Annotated in this window: 24 protein-coding genes and 1 pseudogene; 7 read left to right on the forward strand and 18 right to left on the reverse strand. The window is 55.5% G+C overall.

Going from position 1 to position 26,070, the window contains the following annotated elements; genetic code table 11:
- The 3 genes from ACXAET_RS15725 to ACXAET_RS15735 are packed head-to-tail and all read right to left on the reverse strand — an operon-like array spanning position 1 to position 3,430.
- Positions 1–1,605: a 5-guanidino-2-oxopentanoate decarboxylase gene (locus ACXAET_RS15725; RefSeq protein WP_475187346.1), complete on the reverse strand. Its 1,605-nt coding sequence runs from the start codon at positions 1,603–1,605 to the stop codon at positions 1–3.
- Complete coding sequence (locus ACXAET_RS15730) at positions 1,602–2,786, reverse strand: pyridoxal phosphate-dependent aminotransferase (protein ID WP_475187347.1); 1,185 nt, start codon at positions 2,784–2,786, stop codon at positions 1,602–1,604. The genes ACXAET_RS15725 and ACXAET_RS15730 overlap by 4 nt, the downstream gene beginning before the upstream one ends.
- The gene (locus tag ACXAET_RS15735) at positions 2,783–3,430 is read right to left on the reverse strand and encodes a TetR/AcrR family transcriptional regulator (protein WP_475187348.1); all 648 of its coding nucleotides are present in this window, start codon (positions 3,428–3,430) and stop codon (positions 2,783–2,785) included. Before ACXAET_RS15735 ends, ACXAET_RS15730 begins: the two co-directional genes overlap by 4 nt.
- Positions 3,431–3,524: 94 nt before the next feature.
- Between ACXAET_RS15735 and ACXAET_RS15740 the strand changes: the two genes are divergently transcribed.
- The 4 genes from ACXAET_RS15740 to ACXAET_RS15755 are packed head-to-tail and all read left to right on the forward strand — an operon-like array spanning position 3,525 to position 6,637.
- Positions 3,525–4,322, forward strand: coding sequence for an ABC transporter ATP-binding protein (locus ACXAET_RS15740; RefSeq protein WP_475187349.1), 798 nt, complete (start codon positions 3,525–3,527; stop codon positions 4,320–4,322).
- A 36-nt stretch (positions 4,323–4,358) separates the two neighbouring features.
- Complete coding sequence (locus ACXAET_RS15745; protein ID WP_475187350.1) at positions 4,359–5,123, forward strand: transporter substrate-binding domain-containing protein; 765 nt, start codon at positions 4,359–4,361, stop codon at positions 5,121–5,123.
- A gap of 9 nt (positions 5,124–5,132) precedes the next feature.
- Entirely contained in the window at positions 5,133–5,879 is a 747-nt protein-coding gene (locus ACXAET_RS15750) for an ABC transporter permease (protein WP_475187351.1), read from the forward strand.
- A complete protein-coding gene (locus tag ACXAET_RS15755) occupies positions 5,876–6,637 on the forward strand; it encodes an ABC transporter permease (RefSeq protein WP_475187352.1) in 762 nt (253 codons plus the stop codon). Before ACXAET_RS15750 ends, ACXAET_RS15755 begins: the two co-directional genes overlap by 4 nt.
- A 123-nt stretch (positions 6,638–6,760) precedes the next feature.
- Here the strand turns inward: ACXAET_RS15755 and ACXAET_RS15760 are convergent.
- From ACXAET_RS15760 to ACXAET_RS15800, 9 genes and pseudogenes are all read right to left on the reverse strand, one after another.
- Positions 6,761–7,057: pseudogene (locus ACXAET_RS15760) on the reverse strand (hypothetical protein); the annotation flags it as partial.
- A 223-nt stretch (positions 7,058–7,280) separates the two neighbouring features.
- Positions 7,281–8,459, reverse strand: coding sequence for an acetyl-CoA C-acyltransferase (locus ACXAET_RS15765; RefSeq protein ID WP_475187354.1), 1,179 nt, complete (start codon positions 8,457–8,459; stop codon positions 7,281–7,283).
- Between the two features lie 10 nt (positions 8,460–8,469).
- On the reverse strand, positions 8,470–10,557 hold the full coding sequence (locus ACXAET_RS15770) for a 3-hydroxyacyl-CoA dehydrogenase NAD-binding domain-containing protein (protein WP_475187355.1): 2,088 nt from the start codon (positions 10,555–10,557) through the stop codon (positions 8,470–8,472).
- 41 nt (positions 10,558–10,598) lie between these two features.
- The gene (locus tag ACXAET_RS15775) at positions 10,599–10,985 is read right to left on the reverse strand and encodes a PaaI family thioesterase (RefSeq protein ID WP_224890193.1); all 387 of its coding nucleotides are present in this window, start codon (positions 10,983–10,985) and stop codon (positions 10,599–10,601) included.
- Positions 10,982–12,061 carry an acyl-CoA dehydrogenase family protein gene (locus ACXAET_RS15780; protein WP_475187356.1) on the reverse strand — a complete coding sequence of 360 codons (1,080 nt, stop codon included), beginning with the start codon at positions 12,059–12,061 and terminating at the stop codon, positions 10,982–10,984. The genes ACXAET_RS15775 and ACXAET_RS15780 overlap by 4 nt, the downstream gene beginning before the upstream one ends.
- A gap of 3 nt (positions 12,062–12,064) precedes the next feature.
- Positions 12,065–13,249: an acyl-CoA dehydrogenase family protein gene (locus ACXAET_RS15785; RefSeq protein WP_475188390.1), complete on the reverse strand. Its 1,185-nt coding sequence runs from the start codon at positions 13,247–13,249 to the stop codon at positions 12,065–12,067.
- A gap of 39 nt (positions 13,250–13,288) precedes the next feature.
- On the reverse strand, positions 13,289–14,782 hold the full coding sequence (locus ACXAET_RS15790) for a class I adenylate-forming enzyme family protein (RefSeq protein WP_475187357.1): 1,494 nt from the start codon (positions 14,780–14,782) through the stop codon (positions 13,289–13,291).
- Positions 14,782–16,740 (reverse strand): TRAP transporter permease, encoded by a 1,959-nt coding sequence (locus ACXAET_RS15795; RefSeq protein WP_475187358.1) that lies wholly within the window; start codon positions 16,738–16,740, stop codon positions 14,782–14,784. The genes ACXAET_RS15790 and ACXAET_RS15795 overlap by 1 nt, the downstream gene beginning before the upstream one ends.
- A 97-nt stretch (positions 16,741–16,837) precedes the next feature.
- Entirely contained in the window at positions 16,838–17,977 is a 1,140-nt protein-coding gene (locus ACXAET_RS15800) for a TAXI family TRAP transporter solute-binding subunit (protein ID WP_475187359.1), read from the reverse strand.
- A gap of 169 nt (positions 17,978–18,146) precedes the next feature.
- Between ACXAET_RS15800 and ACXAET_RS15805 the strand changes: the two genes are divergently transcribed.
- Together ACXAET_RS15805 and ACXAET_RS15810 are read left to right on the forward strand one after the other, a co-directional pair.
- Positions 18,147–18,929, forward strand: a complete 783-nt coding sequence (locus ACXAET_RS15805; protein WP_475187360.1) for an IclR family transcriptional regulator — start codon at positions 18,147–18,149, stop codon at positions 18,927–18,929.
- A gap of 259 nt (positions 18,930–19,188) precedes the next feature.
- Positions 19,189–19,983 carry a hypothetical protein gene (locus ACXAET_RS15810; RefSeq protein ID WP_475187361.1) on the forward strand — a complete coding sequence of 265 codons (795 nt, stop codon included), beginning with the start codon at positions 19,189–19,191 and terminating at the stop codon, positions 19,981–19,983.
- 613 nt (positions 19,984–20,596) lie between these two features.
- On the opposite strand, the gene ACXAET_RS15815 is transcribed toward ACXAET_RS15810, so the two are convergent.
- The 6 genes from ACXAET_RS15815 to ACXAET_RS15840 all read right to left on the reverse strand — a co-directional run bounded on the left by ACXAET_RS15815 (position 20,597) and on the right by ACXAET_RS15840 (position 25,268).
- Entirely contained in the window at positions 20,597–21,655 is a 1,059-nt protein-coding gene (locus tag ACXAET_RS15815; protein ID WP_475187362.1) for a Hint domain-containing protein, read from the reverse strand.
- Between the two features lie 209 nt (positions 21,656–21,864).
- Positions 21,865–22,446 carry a carboxymuconolactone decarboxylase family protein gene (locus ACXAET_RS15820; RefSeq protein ID WP_475187363.1) on the reverse strand — a complete coding sequence of 194 codons (582 nt, stop codon included), beginning with the start codon at positions 22,444–22,446 and terminating at the stop codon, positions 21,865–21,867.
- A gap of 32 nt (positions 22,447–22,478) precedes the next feature.
- Positions 22,479–23,336 (reverse strand): SDR family NAD(P)-dependent oxidoreductase, encoded by an 858-nt coding sequence (locus ACXAET_RS15825; protein WP_475187364.1) that lies wholly within the window; start codon positions 23,334–23,336, stop codon positions 22,479–22,481.
- 28 nt (positions 23,337–23,364) lie between these two features.
- Positions 23,365–23,580 (reverse strand): tautomerase family protein, encoded by a 216-nt coding sequence (locus tag ACXAET_RS15830; protein ID WP_475187366.1) that lies wholly within the window; start codon positions 23,578–23,580, stop codon positions 23,365–23,367.
- Between the two features lie 84 nt (positions 23,581–23,664).
- On the reverse strand, positions 23,665–24,294 hold the full coding sequence (locus ACXAET_RS15835; RefSeq protein WP_475187367.1) for an FMN-dependent NADH-azoreductase: 630 nt from the start codon (positions 24,292–24,294) through the stop codon (positions 23,665–23,667).
- 29 nt (positions 24,295–24,323) lie between these two features.
- Complete coding sequence (locus ACXAET_RS15840; RefSeq protein ID WP_475187368.1) at positions 24,324–25,268, reverse strand: alpha/beta fold hydrolase; 945 nt, start codon at positions 25,266–25,268, stop codon at positions 24,324–24,326.
- A 176-nt stretch (positions 25,269–25,444) separates the two neighbouring features.
- On the opposite strand from ACXAET_RS15840, the gene ACXAET_RS15845 reads away from it, so the two are divergent.
- Entirely contained in the window at positions 25,445–26,062 is a 618-nt protein-coding gene (locus tag ACXAET_RS15845; protein WP_475187369.1) for a CGNR zinc finger domain-containing protein, read from the forward strand.
- Positions 26,063–26,070: the final 8 nt, after the last annotated feature.

The raw sequence follows: 26,070 nt of genomic DNA on the forward strand, positions 1-26,070 counted from the left end.
CTACTCCTGCACCGGATTGCGTCCGGCAACGTCAATTTCCAGAATGGAGGGGCAATCACCTGCGCGCGCTTCTGACAGCGCAGCTGCAACAGCCCGCGGGTTTGGGGGTACACGGGTGTAAGGGATACCAAATGAGGCAGCGGTGGCGGCAAAATCGGGCGGGGCAGGGTCGCATCCGATCACCTCGACATCTACAGCTTTCATCGCACTGGCAATCTCGCCGTAGCCGCGATTGTTCCACACAACAAAAGTTATGCTCAGGTTTTCGTCCACTGCAGCCATGACCTCGGGCAGTGCGAATTGGGCTCCGCCATCGCCAGCAATGCAAATGACCGGGCTGTCAGGGGCAGCGATTGCAGCACCGATCGCAGCAGGAATACCGTAGCCGAGTGCGCCATAGCCGGTGGCCGCATTGAACCAACCGCCGGGCCGGTCATGGTCAAAATAGAGATTGCCCGCATAGATCGGCTGCGTGGAGTCACCAATCATTAGGGCATTCGGGACCACATTGCGCATTGCATTCAAAATCTCGACCTGAGCGCGGTAATCCGGACCAATTTCTTCGTATGCAGCGGCACGGGTTCGCGCGGCGCGGACTGCCCCTGCGCTTTGGTTGGGTTTTGCTGGCAATGCCATGAGCAGCGCAGATATGGCGTCGTCGACATGGCCTTCGATGGCAATTTCGGCTTCGTGGCGGGCTAACTGCTCGGGGCAAATATCCACTCGTATGAGACCGGACATTTTTGCCATGTTCCCAGTGGCATACATATCGTAGTCGGTAGGCCCAAGCTCGGTTCCCAGCGCAAGGACGCAATCTGCGTCTTCGATCAAAACCTGAACAGATTTCAAACTGGGGCTGGCCGGTACAGTCAGTGGATGATCGTGCATCAGGCCACGGGCGTTCACAGTTTGCAGCACCGGCGCGTCCAGACGTTCTGCCAAGGCTTGCAGGTCTGCCTCCGCCGTTTTTGCGCCGCCACCAGCCAGAATGACCACCCGGTTTGCAGTCGCCAGCCGATCCGCTGCCTGTTGGATCCAGCCCGGCTCCAGCGCCGAACGGGCTTTGTCCTCTGCAGTGAGCGCACCTTCCGCGACAAGCCCAGCCACATCCAACGGTATCTGGATATGAGTTGGACCGGGCCGCCCGGCGGAAAAAGGGGCAAAGGCGCGATCCACCGCAGCGCTCAAGTCATGAGGATGTTCAACGTGCTCGGAAACCAGCGCCACAGTCTTAGCCAACGCGTGCTGGTTGGGCAATTCGTGCAGGTGACCAAAGCCACGACTCAAAGTATCTTTCGCATTCACCCCCGAAACCACCAGCATCGGCACCGACTCTGCCCGTGCCTGAGCCATCGGTGTCAGCGTGTTAGTCAGGCCGGGGCCGGTGATGACAAAGGCGACACCGGGTTTGCCCGAAACACGCGCATAGCCGTCAGCCATAAAGCCAGCGCCCTGTTCGTGTCGGGGCGTCACGTGCCGGATTCCTGAACCGGCAAGACCACGATAAAGCTCGACCGTGTGCACACCGGGAATGCCAAAAACACAGGACACGCCCCGTTGCTTCAGCTCGGCGACCAGCGCCTCGCCAACAGTTGATTTGGTCATGCAACGATCCGCTTGTTTCGGTTTGCGTGGGCGACGATACGGTCCAGCGCCCTGACGAAACTGTCGTCGTCAATGGTAAGGGCAACCCGAATCCAATCCCTGAGGCTTTCGCCAAAGGCAGAGCCGGGCATGACAGAAACGCCGTGTTCCAGAAGATCCCAGGCATAGGTGTCGCCATCCATGCCGCTGGCCGAGACGTTGACCAAGGCAAACATGCCAGCGTCTGGGCGGTGCACGGTCAACTCAGTATCACTATGAAGACGCTGTTCCAGCAGTTCGGCGCGGGCCGCGAAACGGGCGCTCATTCCTGCAGCGACTGGGGATCCTTCGCGCACGGCCTTTTCGGTCATATCGGCAATAAAGGGTTGGTTGCCAAATAGCATGGTTTCTGAAACCGGCAGCAGCGCGGTACAGAATTCAGCCGGGCCTACGCACCATCCACTTCGAAAACCGGGGGCGGCATGGGATTTGGAAATCGAAGACACCGCGATGACCCGGTCCGCCAGCGCCGGCTCAGAAAGCGGAGATACAAATTCTGCGCCGTCGAATACCAAGTGTTCATAAACTTCGTCGGAGATGATCCAGAGATCGTGCGCTATCGCGAGTTCACCAATTTCGCGCAAATCCTCGGAGGTCAGAATGGCACCGGTGGGGTTGTGCGGTGTCGTAAGCAATATGGCGCGGCTGCGTGGTGTGATCCGTGCGGCGACGTCTGCGGCCTGCAATCGAAATCCGTTTTCAGCCCGCAGCGGCACGGGTACGGGTTCGGCACCGCATGCGCGTATCACTCCTTCATAAGTGGCATACATCGGATCGCCCACCAGCACCTCGGTACCGGCTTCGGCAACACCTTGCATCACGGCAAAAAGCGCAGTCTGGGTGCCAGGGAAACAGAGAATGTTTTCAGGCAGAAATTGACGTCTGCGGCTTTGGGAGTAGGACTCTGCCAAGGCCGCGCAAAGCCCCGCTTCGCCGCGCCCGTTGGAATACCCGGTACGGCCCGCTTGCAACGCCAACGCCGCTGCATCGCATAAGTCCTGCGGGGTTGGTACGTCTGGCTCTCCGATGGTCATTTCCACAATATCGGCTCCGGCCTCTGCCATTTCACGCGCCTTCAGGTGCACTTCCCATTTTCCACCGCCCAATCCGGCTAGCCGTTCGGTAATTGCTGTAAGCTTCATAGACCTTCAGCCTCCTGCGTTAGATCCAAATCAATGATGGCCGAAACCGATTTCAGTCCGATTTCAACCAGTTCACCCGGTGCGAAAGCATCAGGCAGGGCACCACCCTCCAGCCATAGACCGTCTATTACTGCGTTGCAGGCGATGGCCAGTTGACGCAACTGGACAGGGGAAACCGAGCGGTCCACCTCTTTCAGTGAAGCGGCGATCAACCCCTCTAGTTGATCGCGAAAATAAGCGTAGGTGCGTTCGTGCGTGGCTTTCATCTGCGCATCCTGCTGAACCTTGTTCAGAAAGCTGGCCCACAATGCGATGGCGCGCGGGTCTACAACCGGGGCCGTCAAAGACGCCTTGACGAACGCGGTCAACCGAGCGCGTGCGCTGGCTGACGCGTTGAATACTGGGGCAAGCGTCTGATCAGTCATTGCGTTCATGTGAAATTCGTAGGCCGCAACAACCAGGTCTTCTTTGGAGCTGAAGTAGTGGCGGATCAGTCCTTGCGTGACATCTGCACGTTCGGCGATTCTGCGTACCGTGGCTCCGCGCACGCCGTGCTCAGCCACAAGTTCGAGCGTGGCGTGAATGAGTGCCTCTTGCCGGGATTCGGGCGACTCTCGCCTGAATTTTTTGCGCTCTTCGCTCACCTCGGGTCCTATTTTGCAGGATGCAGCAATTATACGCTTGCATAATTACTGGGCTCGCGGCTTACTGCAATCAGAAAATTGAGGTCGCGAATAAATGGACACAGACGCCGCTGTCGCTTCAGCTCAGCAACCGGATACACGCCGTGAAGCCATTCGCGTTGAGGACTTGCACAAGTCCTTTGGAAGTCTGGAAGTGCTGAAGGGCGTGGATTTAGTCGCACACCAGGGTGATGTTGTCGCAATCATCGGTGGGTCCGGCTCGGGCAAGTCTACGATGCTGCGCTGCATAAATTTTCTTGAGACGCCGAGTTCCGGCAAAATCGTGATCGGCGGTGAAGAAGTCGCGATGCGGGCGGACGGCAGCCCGGCCAGCCAGAAACAGATCGAACGGATACGGACCAGGCTGGCGATGGTATTCCAGCAGTTCAATCTATGGACCCATCGAACACTTCTGGAAAACGTGATCGAAGTGCCGGTGCATGTATTGAAGGTGCCGAAAGCCGAAGCGATTGAGCGCGCGCACGAATTGCTGGCCCGGGTCGGGCTGGGCGGAAAAGAGGACACGTTCCCTGCCTACCTGTCCGGCGGCCAGCAGCAGAGGGCCGCAATTGCACGGGCGCTAGCGGTTGATCCTTCTGCCATGTTGTTTGATGAGCCGACATCGGCTTTGGACCCCGAACTGGTCGGAGAAGTACTGACGGTGATCCGCGATCTGGCCGCTGAAGGGCGCACAATGCTGCTGGTCACCCACGAAATGAAATTTGCGCGCGAGGTCGCGAACCACGTAGTTTACCTCTACCAGGGTCGCATCGAAGAGCAGGGACCACCTGCCGAGATCTTTGGTAACCCGCAATCCGAACGGCTGAAGCAGTTCCTCAGCTCTGTCGGGTAGCACTAAAAAGACGAACAAAACAACAGGGAGAATACTATGAAACTGAAAGCACTTCTGACTGCGGCCTCTGCCATGGCCGTTTTGACCGTAAGCTCTGCCGCGGCTGAACAAGTCAAGATTGGCATTGCGGCCGAGCCATACCCTCCGTTTGCCTCGCCAGACAGTTCGGGCAATTGGGTTGGCTGGGAAATTGAGGTGATCAATGCTGTTTGTGCCGCGGCTGAACTCGACTGTGTGATCACTCCGGTTGCCTGGGACGGTATCATTCCGTCGCTGACCGGCCAGCAGATCGACGCCATTATGGCTTCGATGTCGATCACCGAAGAGCGGCTGAAAACCATTGACTTCAGCGACCCGTATTACAATACCCCGGCGGTGATCGTGGCGGATAAGTCCATGGATATTGAGGCGACGCCGGAGTCGCTTGCTGGCAAGGTCGTCGGGATACAGGCCTCGACCATCCATCAGACTTATGCTCAGGAGTATTTCAAAGACTCAGAGCTGAAAGTCTATCAAACGCAGGATGAGGCCAACCAGGACCTGTTCGCAGGCCGTATCGATGCGACCCAGGCGGACAGCATTGCGATGGCCGACTTCGTGAATTCAGACAGCGGTAGCTGCTGCGAGATCAAAGGTGCTGTCGCGGATGATCCGGCGATCCTTGGTCTCGGTATCGGAGCTGGTGTCCGCAAAGGTGATACCGAGCTTCTGGAGGCGCTCAACAAGGGGATCGCGGCGATCCTTGCCGATGGCACGCATGAGAAAATCACATCGGGATACTTCACGACCAGCATCTACTAGAGAGTTGCGGTGACCGGACTGTTCGAGACACTGGGCCTTGGCGCCAGCGTTGAGTTGCTGTCGCTTTCAAGTTGGGGGGGCAACCTGCTGCGCGGGCTTGCCAACTCACTGCAGATTGCATTTGGCGCCTTTGGGATGGGGCTGGTGATCGGGCTGTTTGGAGCCTACGGAAAACTATACGGCGGGAAGGTCACACGCGACCTTCTTGCCATCTATACGACAGTGATCCGGGCGGTGCCTGAACTGGTTCTGATCCTGATCCTCTATTATGTCGGCAGTGATATCATCAACAAGATCTCTGAGGCGATCGGAGGCGGACGGGTTGAAATCAATGGTGTTGCTGCCGGTATCTGGGTCTTGGGTGTGGTGCAGGGGGCTTATGCCACAGAGGTTCTGCGCGGGGCCATCAAGGCGGTCCCTGTGGGACAGATCGAGGCAGCGAAGTCTTATGGTATGCCAGCGTTCATGATCATGCGTCGGGTAACGATCCCGGCGATGATGGGATTTGCGGTTCCGGGCCTGGCCAACTTGTGGCTCATCGCTACCAAAGACACAGCGTTGCTGGCCGTGGTTGGTTTTAGCGAGTTGACGTTGGAGACACGGCAGGCGGCAAGCAGCACCCGCGCCTATTTTACGTTCTTTCTGGCAGCGGGTTTCCTTTATCTGATGGTGACCCTGTTCTCGGGCGTGATTTTTGCCCGTATCGAAAAATGGGCGCGGCGCGGGCAACCTTCGCTGAAAGGTGGTGCCACATGATCACCGTCCGATCCCTGATGCAGCCGCACCGCGTCATTATGATGCTCATTTTCGCCGCTCTGGTGATCTGGTGTGCAATCTCGCTGCGCTGGGATTGGATACCGAAATATGCACCTTTGGCACTGCAAGGTCTTTGGACCACAGTATGGCTATTGGTTGTTACGACTGTTCTGGGGTTTCTTCTGGCCGTGCCGCTGGGCTTGGCGCAAGCGGTAGGCCCGTGGTATTTGGCCACGCCAGCTCGGGTTTTTTGCACCATTATTCGTGGCACTCCACTGCTGCTACAAATTTGGTTGCTATATTACGGGCTGGGCTCTTTGTTTCCGCAGTTTCCCTGGATACGGTCGTCGGAACTGTGGCCTTACCTGCGGCAGGCTTGGCCCTATGCGGTGCTTGCGCTGACGCTATCCTTTGCGGGCTATGAGGGTGAGGTCATGCGAGGCGCGTTTTCCGGCGTAGCGAAGGGGCAGTTGGAGGCAGCAAAGTCTTTCGGAATGCCGCGCTTTACAATGTTTCGCAGGATCTGGTTGCCGCAGGCCGTACGTAATGTTCTGCCGACCTTGGGCGGAGAAACGATCCTGCAGCTTAAAGCAACGCCTCTGGTGGCAACGATCACGGTGGTCGAGATATACGCGGTCTCATCCAGGGTGCGGTCAGATACGTTTGTTGTATACGAACCACTATTGTTGCTGGCGATGATCTATATGGCGATTGCCGGGCTGATTGCTTTGGCCTTCAGGCGATTTGAGGGAGTTTGACACAACTCTAGGACCGGTTTTCTTGGCGTCAGATCGGAATAAAACCTCCCCTCTTTCTTTGCTGCGATGGCAGAAAGGCGCAGCCCGTGCGGGTATGTGGGATATGCAGCTGACGGGGTGTTGTCACTTTAACTTCGAACGCACCAAGAAATGCTGACGATCAGATTTCAAGCTGCTCCAATAGGCGGTACTCCAGGCGTCAAGCGCTTCGAGACGATGATATCTGAATGTTAAGGCGGAGCGACGGCGAGTCGGAACACTGAAGCAATTCCGAACGGCTGAATGGGTAGACACAAACCTTTGCAACCCGCCCGGAGACCGATGGCCTTGCACTGTCCGTTCTCGCTTTCGAAACGTTAGTTGGCTGTTTTCGGCGCGGTTGTTGAGGCCCTTGTGCAACCAGTGATCCAGACCCGGCGCGATCCCACGCTGCAGCAGCATCTCTTCAACTTCGCGCAGGATTAGATTGAAACGGGCGTACAACCACACTGCATGGGCGATGATCTGAGGGGGGAAATCGGTGACGCTTGTAGCTGATAGGCGATGAATTCATCGATGCCACCTACGTCCCAATCCAGGCAAGAGCAACCGAAAGGCGGTTAACGTGCCATCACCCCCTTAGTGCCTCAGCCAAAATGGCCGTTCAGAAAATCTCAAACAACCCGGCGGCCCCTTGACCGCCACCAATGCACATGGTGACGACACCCAGCTTCGCGCCGCGACGTCTGCCTTCAATCATCAGATGGCCCGTCATGCGGGCCCCGGTCATGCCAAAAGGGTGACCGATAGAGATTGAGCCACCGTTGACATTACAAATCTCGGGGTCGATTTCCAGGCGGTCCCGACAATATAGCGCTTGGCTTGCGAAGGCTTCGTTCAATTCCCAGAGGTCTATGTCACTGACCTTCAGGCCGTGGCGTTCCAACAGGCGCGGTACGGCAAACACAGGGCCAATACCCATTTCATCGGGTTCGCATCCAGCAACGGCAAATCCCTTGAACGCGCCAAGCGGTTCAATGCCTTCGCGAGCGGCCACGTCGGCGTCCATCACAACAAGCGCAGACGCGCCATCAGACAGCTGAGACGCGTTGCCCGCTGTGACGAAGTTGCCTTCGCCGCGCACGGGAGCGAGACCTGCAAGACCCTCGAGCGTGGTATTTGGACGGTTGCAATCATCCATGCTGAAGGTCACATCCTTGCGGGTGACCTCGCCTGTTTCCTTGTCTTTGAACGCCTGGGTGACAGTGATCGGTACGATCTCATCGTCCAGCTTTCCCGCGGCTTGCGCAGCAGCAGTTCTTTTCTGACTTTCCAAGGCCAACGCATCTTGCGCATCACGGCTGACGTTATAGCGCTTGGCAACGATGTCGGCAGTGTGGATCATGTTGAAATAAAGCTCGGGCTTGTTTTCGACAATCCAGCTTTCCTGCGCTTGCGGTGGTCTGGACGGTGGCATCTGGCTGATGCTCTCCACACCGCCTGCAATTGCGGCTGGTACACCTTCCTGCACGATTGCATGAGAGGCCATCGCCACTGCCTGCAAACCCGACGAACAGAAACGGTTAATTGTTGTGGCGGCCACGGTTACGGGCAGACCTGCACGGACAACAGATTGCCGCGCGATATTGCTGCCAGTCCAGCCTTCGGGATAGCCGCAGCCGATGAACGCATCTTCCAGAAGGTCAGGGTTGACGCCTGCACGCTTTACCGCATGCTTGATTGCGTGGCCGGCCATGGTTGCACCGTGGGTTTCGTTGAAGGCACCACGATAAGATTTTGCAAGACCTGTCCGGGCGGTTGAGACGATGACTGCTTGTTTCATGGAAATGTCCTTAGTCGTTCAGGCTAGAGAAGAGTTTGCCTTCGGAGGCAAGCTTTTCGAGTAGGGGGGCAGGTTGCCACAGGAAAGCATCTTCTTTCGCAAACCTTTGGATGTCTTCAAGGATTTTTGCCGGGCCAACAGCATCGGCATAGTGCATAGGACCGCCGCGCCAGCGGGGGAACCCATAACCATTGAGCAAGACGACGTCCACATCAAGTGGACGCAGGGCGATGCCTTCTGCGACAACGCGTGCTGCTTCGTTGACCATCGCCGCCATAAAGCGATCCACAATTTCGCCGTCACCCAGCTTGCGCGGCGTGATGCCCTTGGCCTTACGTTCCTCCGCAATAATGACGTCTACTTCAGGGTCAGGTGTTGGACCGCCCTCACCGTAGATATAGAACCCACGGCCGGTCTTGCGGCCAAAACGACCTGCTTCGCAGATGCGATCGGCAAATTCGGCATAGGTCTCACGCGGGTCGCGTGTAGGGGCGAGGCGTTTGCGCGTGGCCCATCCGATGTCCAAACCTGCAAGGTCACTTACGGCAAAGGGTCCCATGGCGAGGCCAAATTCCCTCAAGGCACGATCAACGGCAAATGGGCTTGCGCCTGCCAGTACGGTGCCATCAACGGCTTTTCGGTAATGCGACAAAATCCGATTGCCAATAAACCCATCACAGACCCCCGCCCGTACTGCGATCTTGCGCATCGCCTTGGCGAGGGCAAAGCCTGTCGCGGTGACCACTGGCGACGTTTGGTCGGCGACGACAACTTCTAGCAGTTTCATCACATGAGCCGGAGAAAAGAAGTGAAGGCCAATGACATCCTGCGGCCGGCTCGTGACTTGGGCGATCTCGTTGATATCAAGGTACGAGGTGTTGCTGGCAAGCACAGCGCCCGGTTTGCAAACACGATCAAGCTGGGTGAAGACATCTTTCTTCACCTCCATGCTTTCAAAAACGGCTTCGATCACCAGATCTGTTTCAGACAGGGCCGCATAGTTGTTTTCAGCCCGGAATCGCTCGGACATCAGCGTTTCAAACGTCGTCTGATCAATCTTGCCGCGCTTCACCGAACCTTCAAGTGTGCGCTCGACAGTCTGATGCGCGCGTTCAGCGCTCTCGATATCTCGTTCGATCAAAGTGACATCAAGACCCGAGAGAAGGGCTGAGGTTGCGATGCCGGCGCCCATGGTGCCGCCACCAACCACGCCGATCTGTGCCACGTTCCGGGGGTCAACGCCTTCGAGTTCCGGCAGTTTTGCAACTTTGCGTTCCGCAAAGAAAGCATGGATCAGTGCGCTTCGCTGATCCGTTTCCATCATTTTTCGGAATAGCTTGCGTTCCGCGCTGAGACCTTCGGCAAAGGGCAGTTTCGCCGCGGCCTCCAGCGCATCTACGCAGGCGAGGGGGGCAAGCTGCCCTGAGTGGGTTTTGCTTAGCTTGCCGCGCGCCGTATCAAAGACCGACGGATCATGGCGTGTCACGTCCAGGGCCGAGACAGGGCGCGGGCCTTTGCCGTCCTTCACCAGGTCTTTTGCAAATGCGATGGCTGCGGCGGTCACATCTGTCGCGTCGGTGACGAGGTCGACAAGCCCAAGCGCGGCGGCTTCCTTAGAGCCAATCTGCTTGCCGGTTGTGATCATTTCAATCGCCGTCTCAAGCGAAACAAGGCGTGGTAGTCGCTGGGTCCCACCAGCGCCGGGCAGAAGGCCCAACGTCACTTCGGGCAGGGCAAAGCGTGCCTTCGCGGTGGCGACGCGATAATGACACCCAAGCGCCAATTCCAGACCGCCACCAAGGGCCGTACCGTGCAGGGCTGCAACGGTTGGTTTGGGAATGGCCTCTAGCGCGTTAATGACATCCGGGAGCAACGGTTCAACGGGCGGTTTACCGAATTCGCGAATGTCAGCGCCGGCAACAAAGGTGCGGCCCGCGCAAGCCACAACAATGGCTTGAACGGCCGCTTCATCGGACGCTTTTCGCGCCAGTGACTGCAACTCGGCACGCACGGGTTGTGAAAGCGCATTTACCGGGGGGTTGTCGATTGAAATAACGGCGATACCGTCCTGAACGTCATAAGAGACAACAGAGGTCATGGTGTGTCCTGTTGATGTGCCGTGATGGCGTGAAATATGTTTTACTCTCGCAGCAGTTTGAAAACACCCGAGGCCGTCGCCAGCAAAGTGCCATCCTCGGTTCGCAGTTCAGCCGAAGCAAACTTGGTGCTTTTGCCACCACCCGTGACATTGCCCGTGGCAACCACCCGGCCAGAGCGTGCAGGGGCGATGTAATTCACCGACAGCGACATGGTGAGAACCGCGCGATCAGGATCGCCGCTGTCATTTCGCACGGCCAGACCGCACCCATTATCCAGAAGCATGGCTACGAAACCGCCATGCAAAACGTTCACTCTGTTTAGGTGTTGTGGTCCGATATTCAGCGCGCAGATACCGCTGCCTTGGCCGAAGACGCTGGACTCATAGCCAACAAAGCTTTGCGCGGCGGACTCATCATCTGTGTTCATGCCGCATTCTCTTTTTTCATGGCAATCAGACGCATTGCGTGATCGTGACGCCCACCGAGTTGGTGATCCAGCATGATCAAGCGTTTCGCGTAGTGCGCGCCCGGGTATTCCCACGTCATACCGATGCCGCCGTGCAGCTGAATAGCCTCTTCGGCGCAGAGCTCAGCCGCGCGCCCAATCAGGTTTTTTGCCATCGATGTATGGCGACGCTGATCTCCGGTCCCATAGCTTGCAACGGCACGGATTGTGATCGACCGGGCTTGTTCCACCCACATGGTCATATCCACGATACGATGTTGCAAGGCTTGAAACGAGGCAATGCTACGGCCAAATTGATTGCGCTGCTTCAGGTAGTCTGTTGTCATTGAGACAAGTGCTTCCATCGCGCCCACGGCCTCGGCACACAGCGCGATACGACCCAGGTCCAGCACATCTTCGATATGTTCTGCGCTGCCTGCTTTAAGAAGCCTTGCCGGCGTTCGTTCAAGCAGCAGGTCAGCGATACCGCCACCATCCTGCATGGGTGCTGCGAGAACTTGAACAGAAGTGACGTCTTCTATCAGGTACAGGCCAAGACCCTGATCGTTTCGGGCAGCAATCAACAAAAGGTCGGCACCCGGTGCGCCGTAAACCGAGGATTTGCGGCCAGTCAGCTTGCCATCTTCGTCTGCGACCGTGCCGATTAGGGACAGATCCTGCGAGATTTCCGGCTCAAAAACAGCAAAGGCGGGGCGGCGGGCACCGGCCATGATCTGCTCGACAAGATCAGTTTCGCCGCTTTCGGCCAAAAGACGCAGGCCCATAAGACAACCCAGATATGGATCGGTACTGAGCGCACGGCCAATTTCTTCAAAGACCACCGAAACATCTTCAGCGGAGCCACCCAATCCGCCAAGGTCTTCTGAGACAAATGCGCCGAGTATCCCCAGTTCAACCATTTCCGACCAGGCTGTTTGATCAAAGAAAGGCTCTGTCCAGGCCGTTTCGTTGCGCCGCTCTGGTGTGCTGGTTTCTTGCAAGAACCGGCCGAACATTTCGGACAGCATGGCGTGATCTTCGCTGCGTTCAAAATTCATCGGTTAGTCCCTGAACAGTGTCTTTGCGACGATATTGCGCTGAATCTCATTAGAGCCGCCGTAGATCGACAGTTTTCTGTTGTTGAAATAAACGGGGGCCGCGCGGGCGGCTTCGGGTGGCAGGGCGATCTGATTGTCTGACAGGCTTTCTGCATCTGGGGCCGCCGCATGGCCAAGGGCAGAGCGATAAAGGCTCAGGATGCCTTGGCGTACCTGAGTACCGCGGATTTTCATCAGCGAACTGTCGATACTGCTCGCTGCGCCATCCCGCGTCCGCGCGAGAGCGCGCAGATTGGCCACGCGCAAAGCTTCCAAATCCGCCTCAAGTTCGACTGCTTGTGCCGCATAAAGCGGGTGCTCTGCTAAAGACATACCATCGCGACGCACATCAGCTGCCATCCGATGATAGCGGTCCAGATCACGCGCCGAAAAGCCGACACCGGCGATGTTGGTACGCTCATGGGTCAGCAAATATTTCGCCACTGTCCAGCCGTTGTTTTCCGCGCCAACGATATTTGCGACAGGCACGCGCACGTCGGTAAAAAAGACCTCGTTCACCTCATGGCCACCATCGATCAGACGGATGGGGCGCATTTCGATGCCGGGCGTGTCCAGGTCAACAAGGACAAAGCTGATGCCTTCCTGAGGCTTAGCCGTTTGCGATGTACGCACAAGACAGAAGATGCGGTTGGCGTGTTGACCAAGGGTTGTCCATGTTTTCTGACCATTGATCACGTAATGATCTCCATCACGCTCGGCGCGGGTTTTTAGGCTTGCCAGGTCCGAACCGGCACCCGGCTCGGAAAAGCCCTGACACCACCAATCGCGACCGTCCAGAATACGGGGAAGATATTCGGCCTTCTGTTCGTCTGTGCCATAGCGGATCAGAACAGGGCCCAGCATCGCAAGCCCAAAAGACAGCAGACGTGGCGCACCAGCAAGGGCGCATTCTTCCGCAAAGATGTGGCGTTCAACAAGGGTCCAGCCGGTACCGCCATAGTCTTCTGGCCAAGTCGCCGCGAGCCAACCGCGCGCGTTCAGGATCGCGTGCCACCGCTCAATATCCTCTTTTGTCAGCTCTCGGCCCGAGCTCGTTTTTGCAACGAGATCATTCGGCAGGTTTTCCGCCAGAAAGGCGCGAACTTCAGCCTGAAAGGCTTGTTCCGTATCTGAGTAATCCAGGTTCATTTCATGTCCTTTCGCGCCACTGTCCGGTGGCTTCGCCATTCACTCCGCATTAGGTGCGCGGTCCAAGGCATCGGCAAAGTACGACAACAGTTTGTGCTTAATGATTTTGCCCGTGGCTGCTTGCGGCAGGGCATCAGAGACGATCACGCGCGCCGGCACCTTATAGGCTGCCATGCGTTCCCGGGCCCAATTGCGCAGCTCTGATTCAGATACTTCTGCATGCGCGCTGACAAAGCCGATCACGTCCTCGTTGCTGTCGTGGGCGCGGCCCACAACTGCGGCTAAAGTTACGGCGGGATGCGCGGCCAATACGGCCTCGACCTCTGGAGGGTAGACGTTAAAGCCAGAGTGAATGATCAACTCTTTCGCGCGGCCCACGATATGCAGTGTGCCGTCTTCTTCCTGCTTGGCCAGATCTCCGGTGCGGAAAAAGCCGTCGTCTGTCATGGCTTTGTGTGTGGCTTCAGGATTGCGGAAATAACCTTTCATGACGTTTTCGCCGCGGACACATAGTTCGCCGACCCCGTCGTCATTTGGGTTTTCAAGGCGGACTTCAACACCCGGCAGCGGGGGGCCTACGGCGCCGTCATTGCGTGGTGCGTCCATCAGTGTAAGCGCCACGCTTGGTGAACATTCCGAAAGCCCGTAACCATTATGGAGTGGCAGGCCAAGAAGGTCCTCGGTCTGCGTTTTCAGCGCCATGTCCAAAGGCGCACCACCAGCATAGATGTAGCGCAGGTTGTGATCGGCTTTTTCGACCTTCTGCTCGCGCAGACGCTTGTTGATTGCGGCAAAGATCTGGGGAACAGCAGGAAAAAGCGTCGCTGTCTTCAACTGCTCAATCACATCATCCACGTCAAAACGGGGGCGTACGATCAGGCGTGTCCCGCCACGAACAGCACCAAGAAAAACAGAAGAAAGCCCAAAGATATGCGTGCCCGGCAACACCGCCAGCATCACATCTGTTGGCGTAAGTCGACGGGCGTCGGCAGAAAGTTGGGATACAAATAAAAGGTTCCCATGAGTCAGCATCACGCCTTTTGGCTCACCCACGGTGCCGGTCGTATAGATCAGGATAGCGGTTTGCGCACGGTCAGGCTCGACGGGCTCGACCGGTGCGTCGCGGATAGCGGATACAGTCAGCGATCCACAAGCCAGAGGTTTTAGATCAACCCGGCCCATACAATTAGCGTGCGCCGCGGATGCTGGCGACGCATCCGGCGTAAATAGAGCACAGCGTGCCTCGCTCAGCTCAGAAAGTCGCAGGATTTCAGTATCCGTTAGGCGTGCATTGACCAGCACCGTCCAAGCATCAAGGCGGCTCAGCGCAAAGATCGCTACAAGGTAGGCCGCGCAGTTTTCGCTGATAAGCAGCACCCGGTCTCCGGCACGCACGCCATGGTCCATCAGGCGGTCAGCGGCCTGCTGGCTCATCTCGTTGAGTTCGCCATATGTGTAGGTTCGACCGTCATAATCGGAAAGGGCAACAGCGTTTTGATCCGCTGCAATCAGGATTTCGTGGATCCGGTTCATCAGGTGTTTTCTCCTGCAAACGCTGCGCTGCGCCGCCGCAGGGCCACGAAAAGGGGTAGGATCGCAAGGAGGATGCCAGCAATCAGGCTTGGTCCGAAGGGTATGCCTACATAGTCCATTTCTGGTAGGGCTATCAAAAACCCCGCGACAAAAAGAACGATGCGCAACGGAAACTCGCCTGTGCCCGAAAGCGGTCCTAAAAAGATAACGTAACCCTGAAGCGCCATGCAGATCAAAGCCAGACCCAAAAGGGCGCAGGTTACAGCGATAAAGACTTCGATCGCCGGGGATTGCGCAACCAGCGCAGGATTGAGCACAAAGAAAAACGGCGCGATGTAGATAACTCCACCTAGTCGCATGGCTTCCAATCCGGCCTTCATCGCGCTTGTGCCCGCCATGGTCGCCGCAGCATAGGCGCCAAGCGCCACAGGAGGTGTGATGTAGCTGACCATGCCCCAATAAAGAATGAAAAGGTGCACGGCGAGTATGTTGAGACCGCCTGCCTCCAGTGCGGGGGCAAGAACCACAGCCAGGAAAATATAACAGGCGGTTACCGTCATACCCATACCAAAGACAAAGGCTGTCATGGCACCGGCGATCAACAGGATAAAGACGTTGTCTCCCGCCAGGGCCAGCAGTTCGTTGACCAATGTACCCGCAAGGCCGGTGGCCGAGAAAGAGCCGACAATCAATCCGACGCCAAGAATGATTGCCGTCAATTCGGTCAAACCGGTTCCGACCCGTTTCAGAACGTCAATCAGGCCAGCTACCGAAAGGCGGTGACGGGGGAAAATCTGGTTGACGATAAGCAGCAGAACAGTCGCATAGAAAGGTGCAGCAGTTTCCTGGCGCAGCACGACCATCATGAAGATCAAAACTGTAAATACCAGCACATAGGGCCAACCTTCCCGCAAGGTTGCATTTAGTCGAGGCAGATCGGGCCCGGACATGCCGCGCAGACCGAGGCGTGCGGAATAGGCGTCAATCTGAACAAAAAGCCCAAAGTAAAACAGCAGAGATGGTATCGCGGCGGCAATCGCGATCTCGACATAAGGCATCGACAGGAAAGAGGCCATGACAAAGGCGGTCGCACCCATGATCGGTGGCATTAAAACACCGCCTGTCGAGGCGCAGGCCTCGGTCGCTGCGGCTGTCTTCGCTGAGAAGCCAGTACGACGCATCGCCGGGATCGATACCGCACCTGTTGTCAGGATGTTGGAAATCACACTGCCAGACATCGAACCCATGAACCCGCTGGCAAAGATCGAAACCTTGGCGGCACCACCGCGGTATCGGCCGACAAGGGCAAGGGCGAGATCGTTGAAGAACTGCCCGCCGCCCGTGTGTTGAAGCACGGCGCCAAAGATTATGAAGCCGATCACCACACCCCCAAACGCGCGCATGGGAATGCCAAAGATGCTTTCAGAGGAATAGACGTGATAGGCAACCGCTTCCGAAACTGTACTCTGAAATCCGGAAAACGGATCTGGCACATGTCCTGCGAAGGTTGGATAAAGCGAAAAAAGGGCCACGATAGCGAACAGGACTTTTCCCCCGGCTCGGCGTGTGGCTTCCAAGACAAGGGCAAAAAATACATAGGCGACCCATTGGGCCGTTTGGGGGGCTGCGTATTCCCAGCCTTCGGACAGATTGAGCTTCGCCACCCATGCCAGATAGACACCGCTGGCAAGAGCGAGGGTCGCAAGACTCCAGTCAAAAAAGGCGACCGGCCCAAGGCGCTCGCCGCGACGACTGAAGACAAGAAAACTCAGCGACAGGAAGATGGCTGCGAGAAGGGCAAGATACCTGCCATCCAAAAGCACGATCCCGAACAGCTGAATGTTGAACAACTGGTGAACGACAAGAAGAATTGCGCCAGTTGTGCCGATGATCAGCGCCAGATTGCGCCCGGTATCGTAGGTTTCAGCTATTCCGGCTTCGTTTTCGAGTTCTTGCATTACAAGACCTTTTTGTCGGCACGTTCAGCGCGCCGCAGAGAATTGTTTTAGCCCGGCCCAGTTTTTCTGTCGGGCCAGGCAAATACAGTCTGATCGATTAGAATACGACTTGAAGTCCGGCTGCTTTGAGTGCTTCGCGACGCTTGGTTTCCCACGCGGCAGTCCAGTCGTCAGCGCCTGTTTCCTTCAACTCGTTCCACGCGTCTTGCAGAACTTGTTGCCGGCGCAGGAGTTCGTCGTTATGCGCCTGGGCCGCTTCCGTCCATACACCCAGCTCTTGGAAAAGGCGGATGGAACCTTCGTGATATGGAACAACCCATTCGAAGTTCTGGTTGTCGATGGACCAGCCACCGATACCTGGCGCTTTACCGTCATACTCTGGGTAAAGGTCGATCATCGCTTTCGTCATATTGTAGACGAGAGCATCTTCTTGTGCGTCCGTTGTTACGAGAACCGGGTACGCATACGCAGCGCCCTTGTGACCGTCGGTTCCGTCGATATTCGCGCCAACCTTGGCCGTGTTCGTTTGGAAAAACGGCGCGATTTCTTGCATGCGTGCAAGACCCTCGGTGTTGTTCTCATCAATTTCAGGCCAAAAAAGTCCGCGCGGCGAAGACGCCGCTTCGTAAGCAGGTCCCGAATTGGTTGAAGCAAAAGCCGCATCAACCTGACCTTCGATCAAGCCTTTCCAGGATGCAGAGTAGCCACCAAAATCTACGCGCTCGACGTCATCCCAAGTCAGACCAGCGTAGGCCAGATAAGCCGTCGTATTTGCGTTGAGCGCCGGCGCTCCGGTAACCCAGGCAACACGCTTGCCCTTAAGGTCAGAGAAGTCCTGAATTCCCAGGTCACCTGCAACGCCAACCGTCAGGTTAATGGCGCCACCGGAGTTGGCCAATAATACACGTATGGGCTGCGGACCCCATTTTTGCTCCCCAAACTGGAAGACGCCCTCTTGCGCCATGAAGCTGCCGCCTACGCCTGTGGCTGAGAATTGCACCCGGCCCTGACGCAACGGTTCTGTCCGCGACACGTCGTTCTTACCCGGCAAGATCCGAAGGTTGGTGCCCGTGGCGGTTTGCAGAGCGGCGCCAATGGCAACGGCTTGATTGTAGCCAGCGGTTCCCGTGCCGTAGGCCGTCCAGGAAAGTTGCTTCGGCAGATCCAGATCAGCAGCACTTGCGGCTGAAGATACACCCAAAAATGCGGCGGCGGCCACGACAGTCCGAAACTTCATAGAATTGATCCTCCTCGAACGCGAACTAAGTCCGCTATGCGAACGTATATTTTGCAAAATTACAACTCAGTCAATGATTTTTGCCGATAATAGAACAAACATCGTCTAAATATTGACATATGGTTCGCATAGCGAAATGATTGCGAGAATATTTAGGAGAAAAAGTTGGATGGAGAAATTTGAGGGCGACGCTGAAACAGATCGGCAATTTGTAACCGCCTTGGCGCGTGGGCTGGATATACTCTCTGCCTTCGATGGCCAAAGCCGTTACCTCTCGAATTCGGCTTTGGCCGCGCGATCAGGCCTGGCGAAACCTACGGTGTCGCGGCTTACACACACTTTGACCCGGACCGGCCATTTGGTTCGTAACCCTGAGTCCGGGGAATACCGGCTGGGCGCGAAGGTGTTGCAACTGGGCTTCAGCGCGCTATCCGCCATGAGTGTCAGCGAACTTTATCTGCCCGAAATGGAAGCGCTGAGCGTCGGGCCCAACCCTTACGTCACCGTTGCTTTGGCAGAGCAGGTGGGTAACCGAGCGATTTACGTTGCGACGCAAAAGTCTACGCAAGCGGTTACGCTGTCGCTTTATGTCGGCGCGCGGTTGCCTCTGTTTTACTCCGCTGTTGGACGGGCCATTCTTGCCCGCCTTGAGCCAGACGCAAGGGCGGCGGCGGTTTCGTTGGGAGCCGCGGAGTTCCCGGAGCAACAAGCGCGGATCCGGGCGAGTGTCGATATTGCCGTCGGCGACTATGAAACACTTGGCTATGTGCGCAGCTTTGGTGATTGGAAAAAAGAGATCAATGCAATCGCTGTTCCCGTAACGTCGCTGGATGGCTCGACCATTTACGGGCTTAACGTGGGTGGGCCGTCTTTCCTCGTCTCACCCGAAGAGTTAGAAAGCGCCTATGCGGATCGGCTTATGGCGACAGGCAGACAGCTATCGTCAGAGTAAGACTTTAAGCCTGCCAAACGCGATGCGCCGCGTAAGGTCGGATGGAATTGAATTTCATTTCTCTGCGTGTTGCACGATCCAGACGCTTGGGATCTTGCGGCCTACCCAAGTCGGTCTGTGGTCGCTGTCGACGTTAGCGTGGGAAAGGCAGTCTCGACAATTCCTCATGGGTGCAGGTAACACGGGCGTTGGTAGCGAGACCGCCAATGAGGTTGGCGGGTTCGTTGAGTAGCGCGAAAAAAGAGTTGGAAATGACGTTTTGAAAGTCGTGATTCATCAGGGATTTCACAAGACCGGGACCACAACGTTACAAAGGACGCTTTCCAAGAACCGGAATATCCTGAAGGATCGTGTGAATTTACTTTTGCCACGGGATACCCAGGATGCCGGATTCTCGGCACGTCGGTACGCGGTGGTCCCCAAAGACGACACCCTTCAAAATTTTGGTAAGAAACTTCGCGTCACTCTCAAGCCTTATGTAGGCCAGACTAAAAAACCGTTGTTGATCAGCAACGAAGAATTCGCTGGCTTGATTCCAGGACGCAAAGGTGTGTGGTCCTATGCGCATACTCACATCCTTGCGGGGGTTTTGTTAGACGAAATTCACCGACTTGCCGAGGCGCCTGTTCATATCACGTTGCTGTACACAACTAGAAGTGCCACCGACTGGATTCGCAGTACTTATTGGCAGAACCTTCGGTCACACAGGATCACGGAGGACCTTCAAGACTACGCGAAAGCCCTGCAACAGGGTGCGGATCTTGACGCGGTCGTTGACCGGGTCAGTTCTTCGGTTTTCTCTCGAGCGAACATCGTAGCATTCGATGTTACTAAACCCAGTGACAGTTTACTGCCGTTGAAGAAAGCACTTTCTATACTGAATGTGAGGTCGGATGATCTGGTTGAAATCCAAGATCAGAACGTTCAACCAAGCGGAAGCGCCGCGTATTTTCTGAAATTGAACCGATCTGATATGCCCGACGAGAAAGTCGCGGCGGCAAAACGCGCACATTTGGATTTCTTGAAGGCTGGAAGAAACAGTGTGCCGAGCTAACCCGGCCTTGAACTTGATTATGGTTTGTGCGTGCCGGTCAAGCGATCAGGTTCGTGATCGGGGCGCGATGCGAAGAGTTGCAGAGCGCAGGCTTACGCAAGCTCAATTTATTCGTACATTCGCCTGTACGAATTGAATGATGCCTATAGGTATCCGGGCGGCCACTCTGCTGGTTTCATTGTAACTTGGTGGACTGGCCATCTGAAACCAGCTTTCAGAGATGAAGCCTACCTGTTTATCCGCACGTGCACGCAATCGACCTGATGGGAGACCTTGACCCGTTTGCAATCGGCAATCTCACAACCTGGCTATGCGCAAGGACGAGGACGCAAATCTCGACAATGCTTACCCCGGGCGCTCCGCCTATCGCTGAGGACATTTGGGGCCCGGTTTCATAACCGAACGGCCAATGTCATCGAGTGGGTTAGGAATGTGCAATTGGAGGGCGATCCGGCGCCGCAGTGTCGCCTCACCGGTTTTGAATTGGCCCATCTCAAGGCTGCAAAGATCAACGCCAGTTTCGAAAAGCTCGGGATAGAGGCGAAGCCTCTCAAACGTTCATGAAACGAGCCATAAAGGCAACCAACTTCTTTTTCTCCTAGTTAACCGGTCATTAACTCGTACGAAGGTGTAAAAGCGCCTTCTTGTTTCGGTCATGCCGTTCGATCAAACGTTTTTGTTGTCTTGGAGATGGAATCGACCTTGCTGATTTCGGTACGAGACCCGATTTTTTGAGTTCCGGAAATAGTGTGTAAATCTCCTTAAGGGCTTCTGGTGATACCGCGGAGAGTGCCATTGGACCGAAATAGAGGCTCTCTGTCGGCGCTCCCTCGGCGAAGATGATTTCGTGTCGGTCCAGCAGAAAATGGTAGTAGTCAACGTCTTGAGTTTCAGTCGCAATTTCAATTCCGGGCAACGTCGTAAGCTTTTTCGCGGCCACAAGCACTTCATCCTCTCCGAACATGCGCTTCACGATCAGTGAGTTGGCCAGGAACCGATGCTGAGGGGAAACCATCAACGCTCGGCTTGGCAAGCCTTGCCCCAAGGCTCCACGTGCAATTCGAACAGGAACCAAATCGAGACTCGCTTGCAGTTCGACTGCGCGCACATGTCTATGAACAACCTTTCGAATAGGTTGGAAACCCCTGTCCCGCGTTTTTAGTTCGTCTCCTGGAACAAGACACTCTACCGGTTGCAACCCGCGCTGTGTCAGTATGCGTGTCCCGGAAACGAAACAGGTGACGAATTCCTGGAAAGGGGTGGGGTTACTTGCGGAGGTTTGCGCTCGGTCAAAAGTATAGGTTTGACCTGGCTCCAGCGGTATAGTTGAAATTACACCGTCGACCGGACCCGTTAACCGTCCAGCCATGTTGAAGTGTAGGCTGGTCACCTGATGACCGGTCGTGTCGTTTATCAGATCGTAAGCTGTAACTATCGAAGTGCCGGCAGGAAAAACAATACCGTCTATATCGACATCGTTTGTTAAAAACTGTTCTTCATTGTCTTCTTCTTCGAAAAGATCATCATTGTCGGTGATTGCGACTAGGGTTGGTGTGGCTCCCGGCTTTAAGGTTAAAGTATATGGGGCTGATCCGGCCGCATTACCGCCGGACAGTTCATCAGGCAATGCTTCTTCAAAGTCAGTTGGACTGTAAACAAATAGAAATCGCATCTCATCTCACAGTCAGTTGTTCATCCAACGCCTTCGAACCCCACCCGCTGCCGGTTTGGGTTTCGTTCCGCACCCGTTGAGGTACGCCCCCGCAAAGCCCGGGTGTTTTTGTACTGGGCTTACGAGGGCGCGCGTCGACTCCTGCGGCCAAAATTAAACTGCGGACGCTGCAGGGTTTTACGATTTTAAGTAGAGCGCGGTGAGCGCCGCTAGTTTATCAGCGGTTTTTCCCAGTATTTGCTCTGGGCTTCGGGATCCAACGGAGTTCCTGCGATGGAGTTGGTGTAGTTGCTGATAAGTTTGACCGCCAAAGCCAGTATCACTTCAAGTGCCTGCTGGGGGGTATAGCCTGCATCAAAAAAGGCCTGCAACTGCATTCGGGACACCTTGCCGCGATTGGCAATCAGAAGGCGGGTGAAGTCACTGAGCGCGTTTTGTTTGGGGTTGGAGAGCTTTCCACCACCTCGTAAGGCGTCAATGTCGCATGATTTCAATCCGGCCTGCTCAGCCAGAATAGTGTGCCAGGGCACACAGTAGTTGCATTCATTCTCGTAGTTGGCAGTTAAATAGACGACCTGTCGCTCTTGTGTGTCCAGGCTCGTCGTATTGAACCCATCCCACATAAAAGTATACCCGGCCAACAATTGAGGGCTGAGTGCCATCACTTTCTCGACATTGGGTATCATGCCGAAATTCGCTTCGGCTTTCTCCAGCCATTCAACAGAGTCTTTCGGCGCTGTTTCTTTTTCGAGCAGCGGAAAATGCGCAGCTTGCGTCATTTCATCTTTCATATTGAACATCCTTTCCTGTTAGGTGGCCTATGCTAGGCGCGCGCATTTCCTGCCTTGTTCGATTTTGCTTTACGTCGTTGATAAGACCTCATCGCGTTTCCAATCAGAAAACCGAACAAGTGAACCGGCCACGAACGCGGAATAAGGCGGTTTTCCCAAGCGTAGAACTTGTTCAGAACACCTGAGACAACGCTCATTTTACGCCCCAGGTTGCGCAATCCGGTGCGCGCCGCGCTTCTGGGATGTTGCGGTATCATGGGAAGCAGTGTCGTGTTCATCTTCAGGCCTGCCGCAAATGGCGTGTCCGTTAGGCCCGGTGACAACGTCAGGACGTCGATTTTCGCAGCCTTCATCTCGGCAGTCAGTGCTTCGCCCAAGGTCAGGACATAGGCTTTGGAAGCTGCATAAACCGCAAAGTTCGGAATTCCCTGATATGCAAACAGGCTGGACACCAGAATTATACCAGATTTTTTTTGCGCTTTGGTCTGTCGGGCAGCCATGTCGCGGCCAAACAAATGGGCAAGTTCGCTTGGGGCATCTATGTTCAGACGCAGCATCTTGCGCAAAGCAGCATAGTCCTTGTCGAGGAACGGACCCATTTCATCGATACCAGCGCTGGCGATCAGCAGTCCGATATCAATGCCACTGGTGCGTGCGTGCAGCTCCTGAACCGCACCCTCCTGCGCGAGGTCCAGCGAGATGACCCGCGTATGAATCCCATGAGCTAAAATCAGATCTTGCGAGAGTTCCTCAAGGGCATCCTCGCGCCGCGCGACCAGGATCAGGTTAAATTTCTGCCTTGCGAGCTGGCGGGCCATTTCCTTTCCAATGCCCGATGAAGCACCGGTGATCAGCGCCCAGCCACCGTAGGTTTTTTTCAGATTTCGCATTTTTTGGCTCCGAACAACAGTGTTTAAGTCAACCGGCGATCATGGCTTTCACGTCACTAAGACTCAGCGCATTGCCGCCAACGCCCCAATGGCCATTCCCGACTTCTTCAATCACCACCCATGTTGCGTCGCGCAGTTTCTCGCTTGTCACGTCCAGAACGGTCGAGGTGATTTTTTCGATCATCTCCTTTGATTGATCTTGACTGAGTTCGTCCTTGAAAACTTTTACAGTTACCAGGGGCATGGCTCTTCCTTTCGGTTGGATTGGCGCGGCGCCTGCTGCAGGCCAAGGGCAACAGGCGCATCTGTGTGCGAAATTTGGTTCCGGTCAGGCTGGTTCATGCGCCAGATTCTTCGCGGACCTAACGGCAGCCATCTGGCCGCCCTCCGGGTCTGACGTAAGAAGCGATGGCTGGAACCGGACATCGTCAATTTCTTTGACGCCGATAAAGTCCAGCCACCAGGACAAGTATTCTGAATGGTAATCCTTGCCGTATTTCTCATGAGCCCCGGGCGCCCAAACCCCCGAAGTGTAGAAAACACGCGCGCGTTTGCCTTCGAGCAGGCCGGAATAACCGGCCTCGGGGTCGAACCCGAACAGCAGTCCGGGTTGTGTGATTATATCGATGTACTGTTTCAGTTTGTAAGGCACGCCTCCGTTCCACATCGGGACGGAAATCACGTATTCATCCGCGTCGGTGAAACGGGAAGTGATACTTACGACCTGATCCCATACGGATGCTTTATGTGCATCCATCTCGCCAACACCAAAAAACGTCATTTTTGCCGCAGCTTTGTCCCCGTCAAATTCCGGCAAGTTTTCGGTCCACAGATTCAGCGTGTCCACGGTCAGTGCCGGGTCTGCTTCAGTCGCGGCTTCTAAATAAGCCTCCGCCAGTTTCGTTGACTGAGAGGCCTCTCCCCGGGGGGAGGCGACGATATGAAGGACTTTGGTCATTTTATTTGTCTCCTGAGTTAAGGCGCGTGTTACCGGGCCATGAAACGGCGAACTGCATCGCCTATCTCTTCTGAATGGGTTTCGAGGGCGAAATGCCCGGCGTCGTACAGGTGCACCTTTGCGTCTGGCAGCAGCTCCTGAAGAGCTTCGACACCGTCCATCGGAAAGAAGGGATCATTACGCCCCCAGACAACAAGCGTGTCCGGCTGGCTTTCCGCCAGGTAGGTCTGCCAGGCTGGGTATTGGGCAACGTTGTCTTGATAATTCCACAGGTATTCCAACTGAATTTCCTGGTTACCTGGCCGGTCCAGCCCAGCCTGATCGTGCACCCAGGCGTCCGGATTGATGCGGTGTGTCAGATCGGCGCCTTGGGTGTATTGCCACTTGGTGGTTTCGGGTGTGAGAAAGTCGCGCACTGGGGCTTCGGTTTCAGGGGTTCTGTCAGCCCAGAAGGGTGCGAATTTTCCGACGATATCCGGGTTCCATCCTTGTGCATGGATAGTTGCGTTCTGGATGATCAGCCCTTCGATTTTCTCTGGATCGGCTTGGGCTAGTCGAAACCCAACAGGGCCGCCGTAATCTTGCATGAATAGAGTGTAGCTGGTCAGGCCGAGGGTTTTCGTAAACTCTCGAATGGTCGCCGACAAAGTTGCAAAATCATAGTCATACTCATCTGCATCCGGGGCTGAAGATTGTCCAAAACCCGGGTAGTCGGGCGCGATGACGCGGTAGTTCTCTGACAATTGCGGGATTAAGTCCCGGTACATATGCGAGGAGGATGGGAACCCGTGAAGGAGCAATATCACGGGTGCAGTTTTTGGCCCTGCCTCGCGATAGAAGACGGAAACCGAGCCAACATCCACGGACTTGTACTTGAGTTCATCGCCTTGCCCATTTCCCGCTGAAACCGACGCACTGCATAGTAAGAGCGCTACAGCACTTGCGACAGGAAAAGCACTTTTATTCGTGCGCATCTTGAGTAACCTTATAAGTAAGTTTTAGATAGTTACTGTATGATGCCGCGGTCGCTCTCTGGCAAATCACAAGAAATTGTGCAAGCAACAGGAAAAGCAACTTTTAAATCCATGTTAGATAGTAAAAGACCTGAATCTTCAGAGATATACGTCACGAACAGAAAGGTTTTTAAACAATGGCCGATGTTCGACCTGCACCTTTTTTCATTGGGGACAGCATTGCGTTAGACTTTGTGAACTCAATTGCGTCGCCCAGAGCAGTTGAGTACGAGTGGCTCGCGACTGGAACGGATCTGCTCGATTGGCTTGTTCAATCCGGTCTGTTGCGCGAGGAAGAGATTTCGCACCTACGTCATGCTTCGCATCGTTCCGGACTAGGCTTGGCCGCCGAGGAAATCCGCGAATTCAGAGAAGAATTTCGGACATTCGTCAGCAGCGCCAGCGAAACAAATATCGTGTCGTCCGATCATCCGATGCTTGAACGACTGAATTGCTTGATGCAAAGGGGATGCCAGTCGTTGAGATTGTCACCGAGTGAGACAGGCGTTAGTGGCTTCCAGCTTAGTGTTGAGCACCATTTAGAGTCCCCGGATGATCTGTTGCCGCGCATTGCCGCTGCTTGCGCTGAGTTGATTGCCGACGCGGACTTCACGCATGTAAAAAACTGCGAAGGTGAGGGCTGTACCTTGATTTTCCGAGATGTCAGCAAAAACCACAAACGGCGGTGGTGCAGCATGGAGGTCTGCGGCAACCGTGCGAAGGCGGCTGCGCACAGAAAGCGGTCGTCAACGTAGGATTCCAG

This window comes from Ruegeria sp. AWH4_226 (assembly GCF_056159225.1).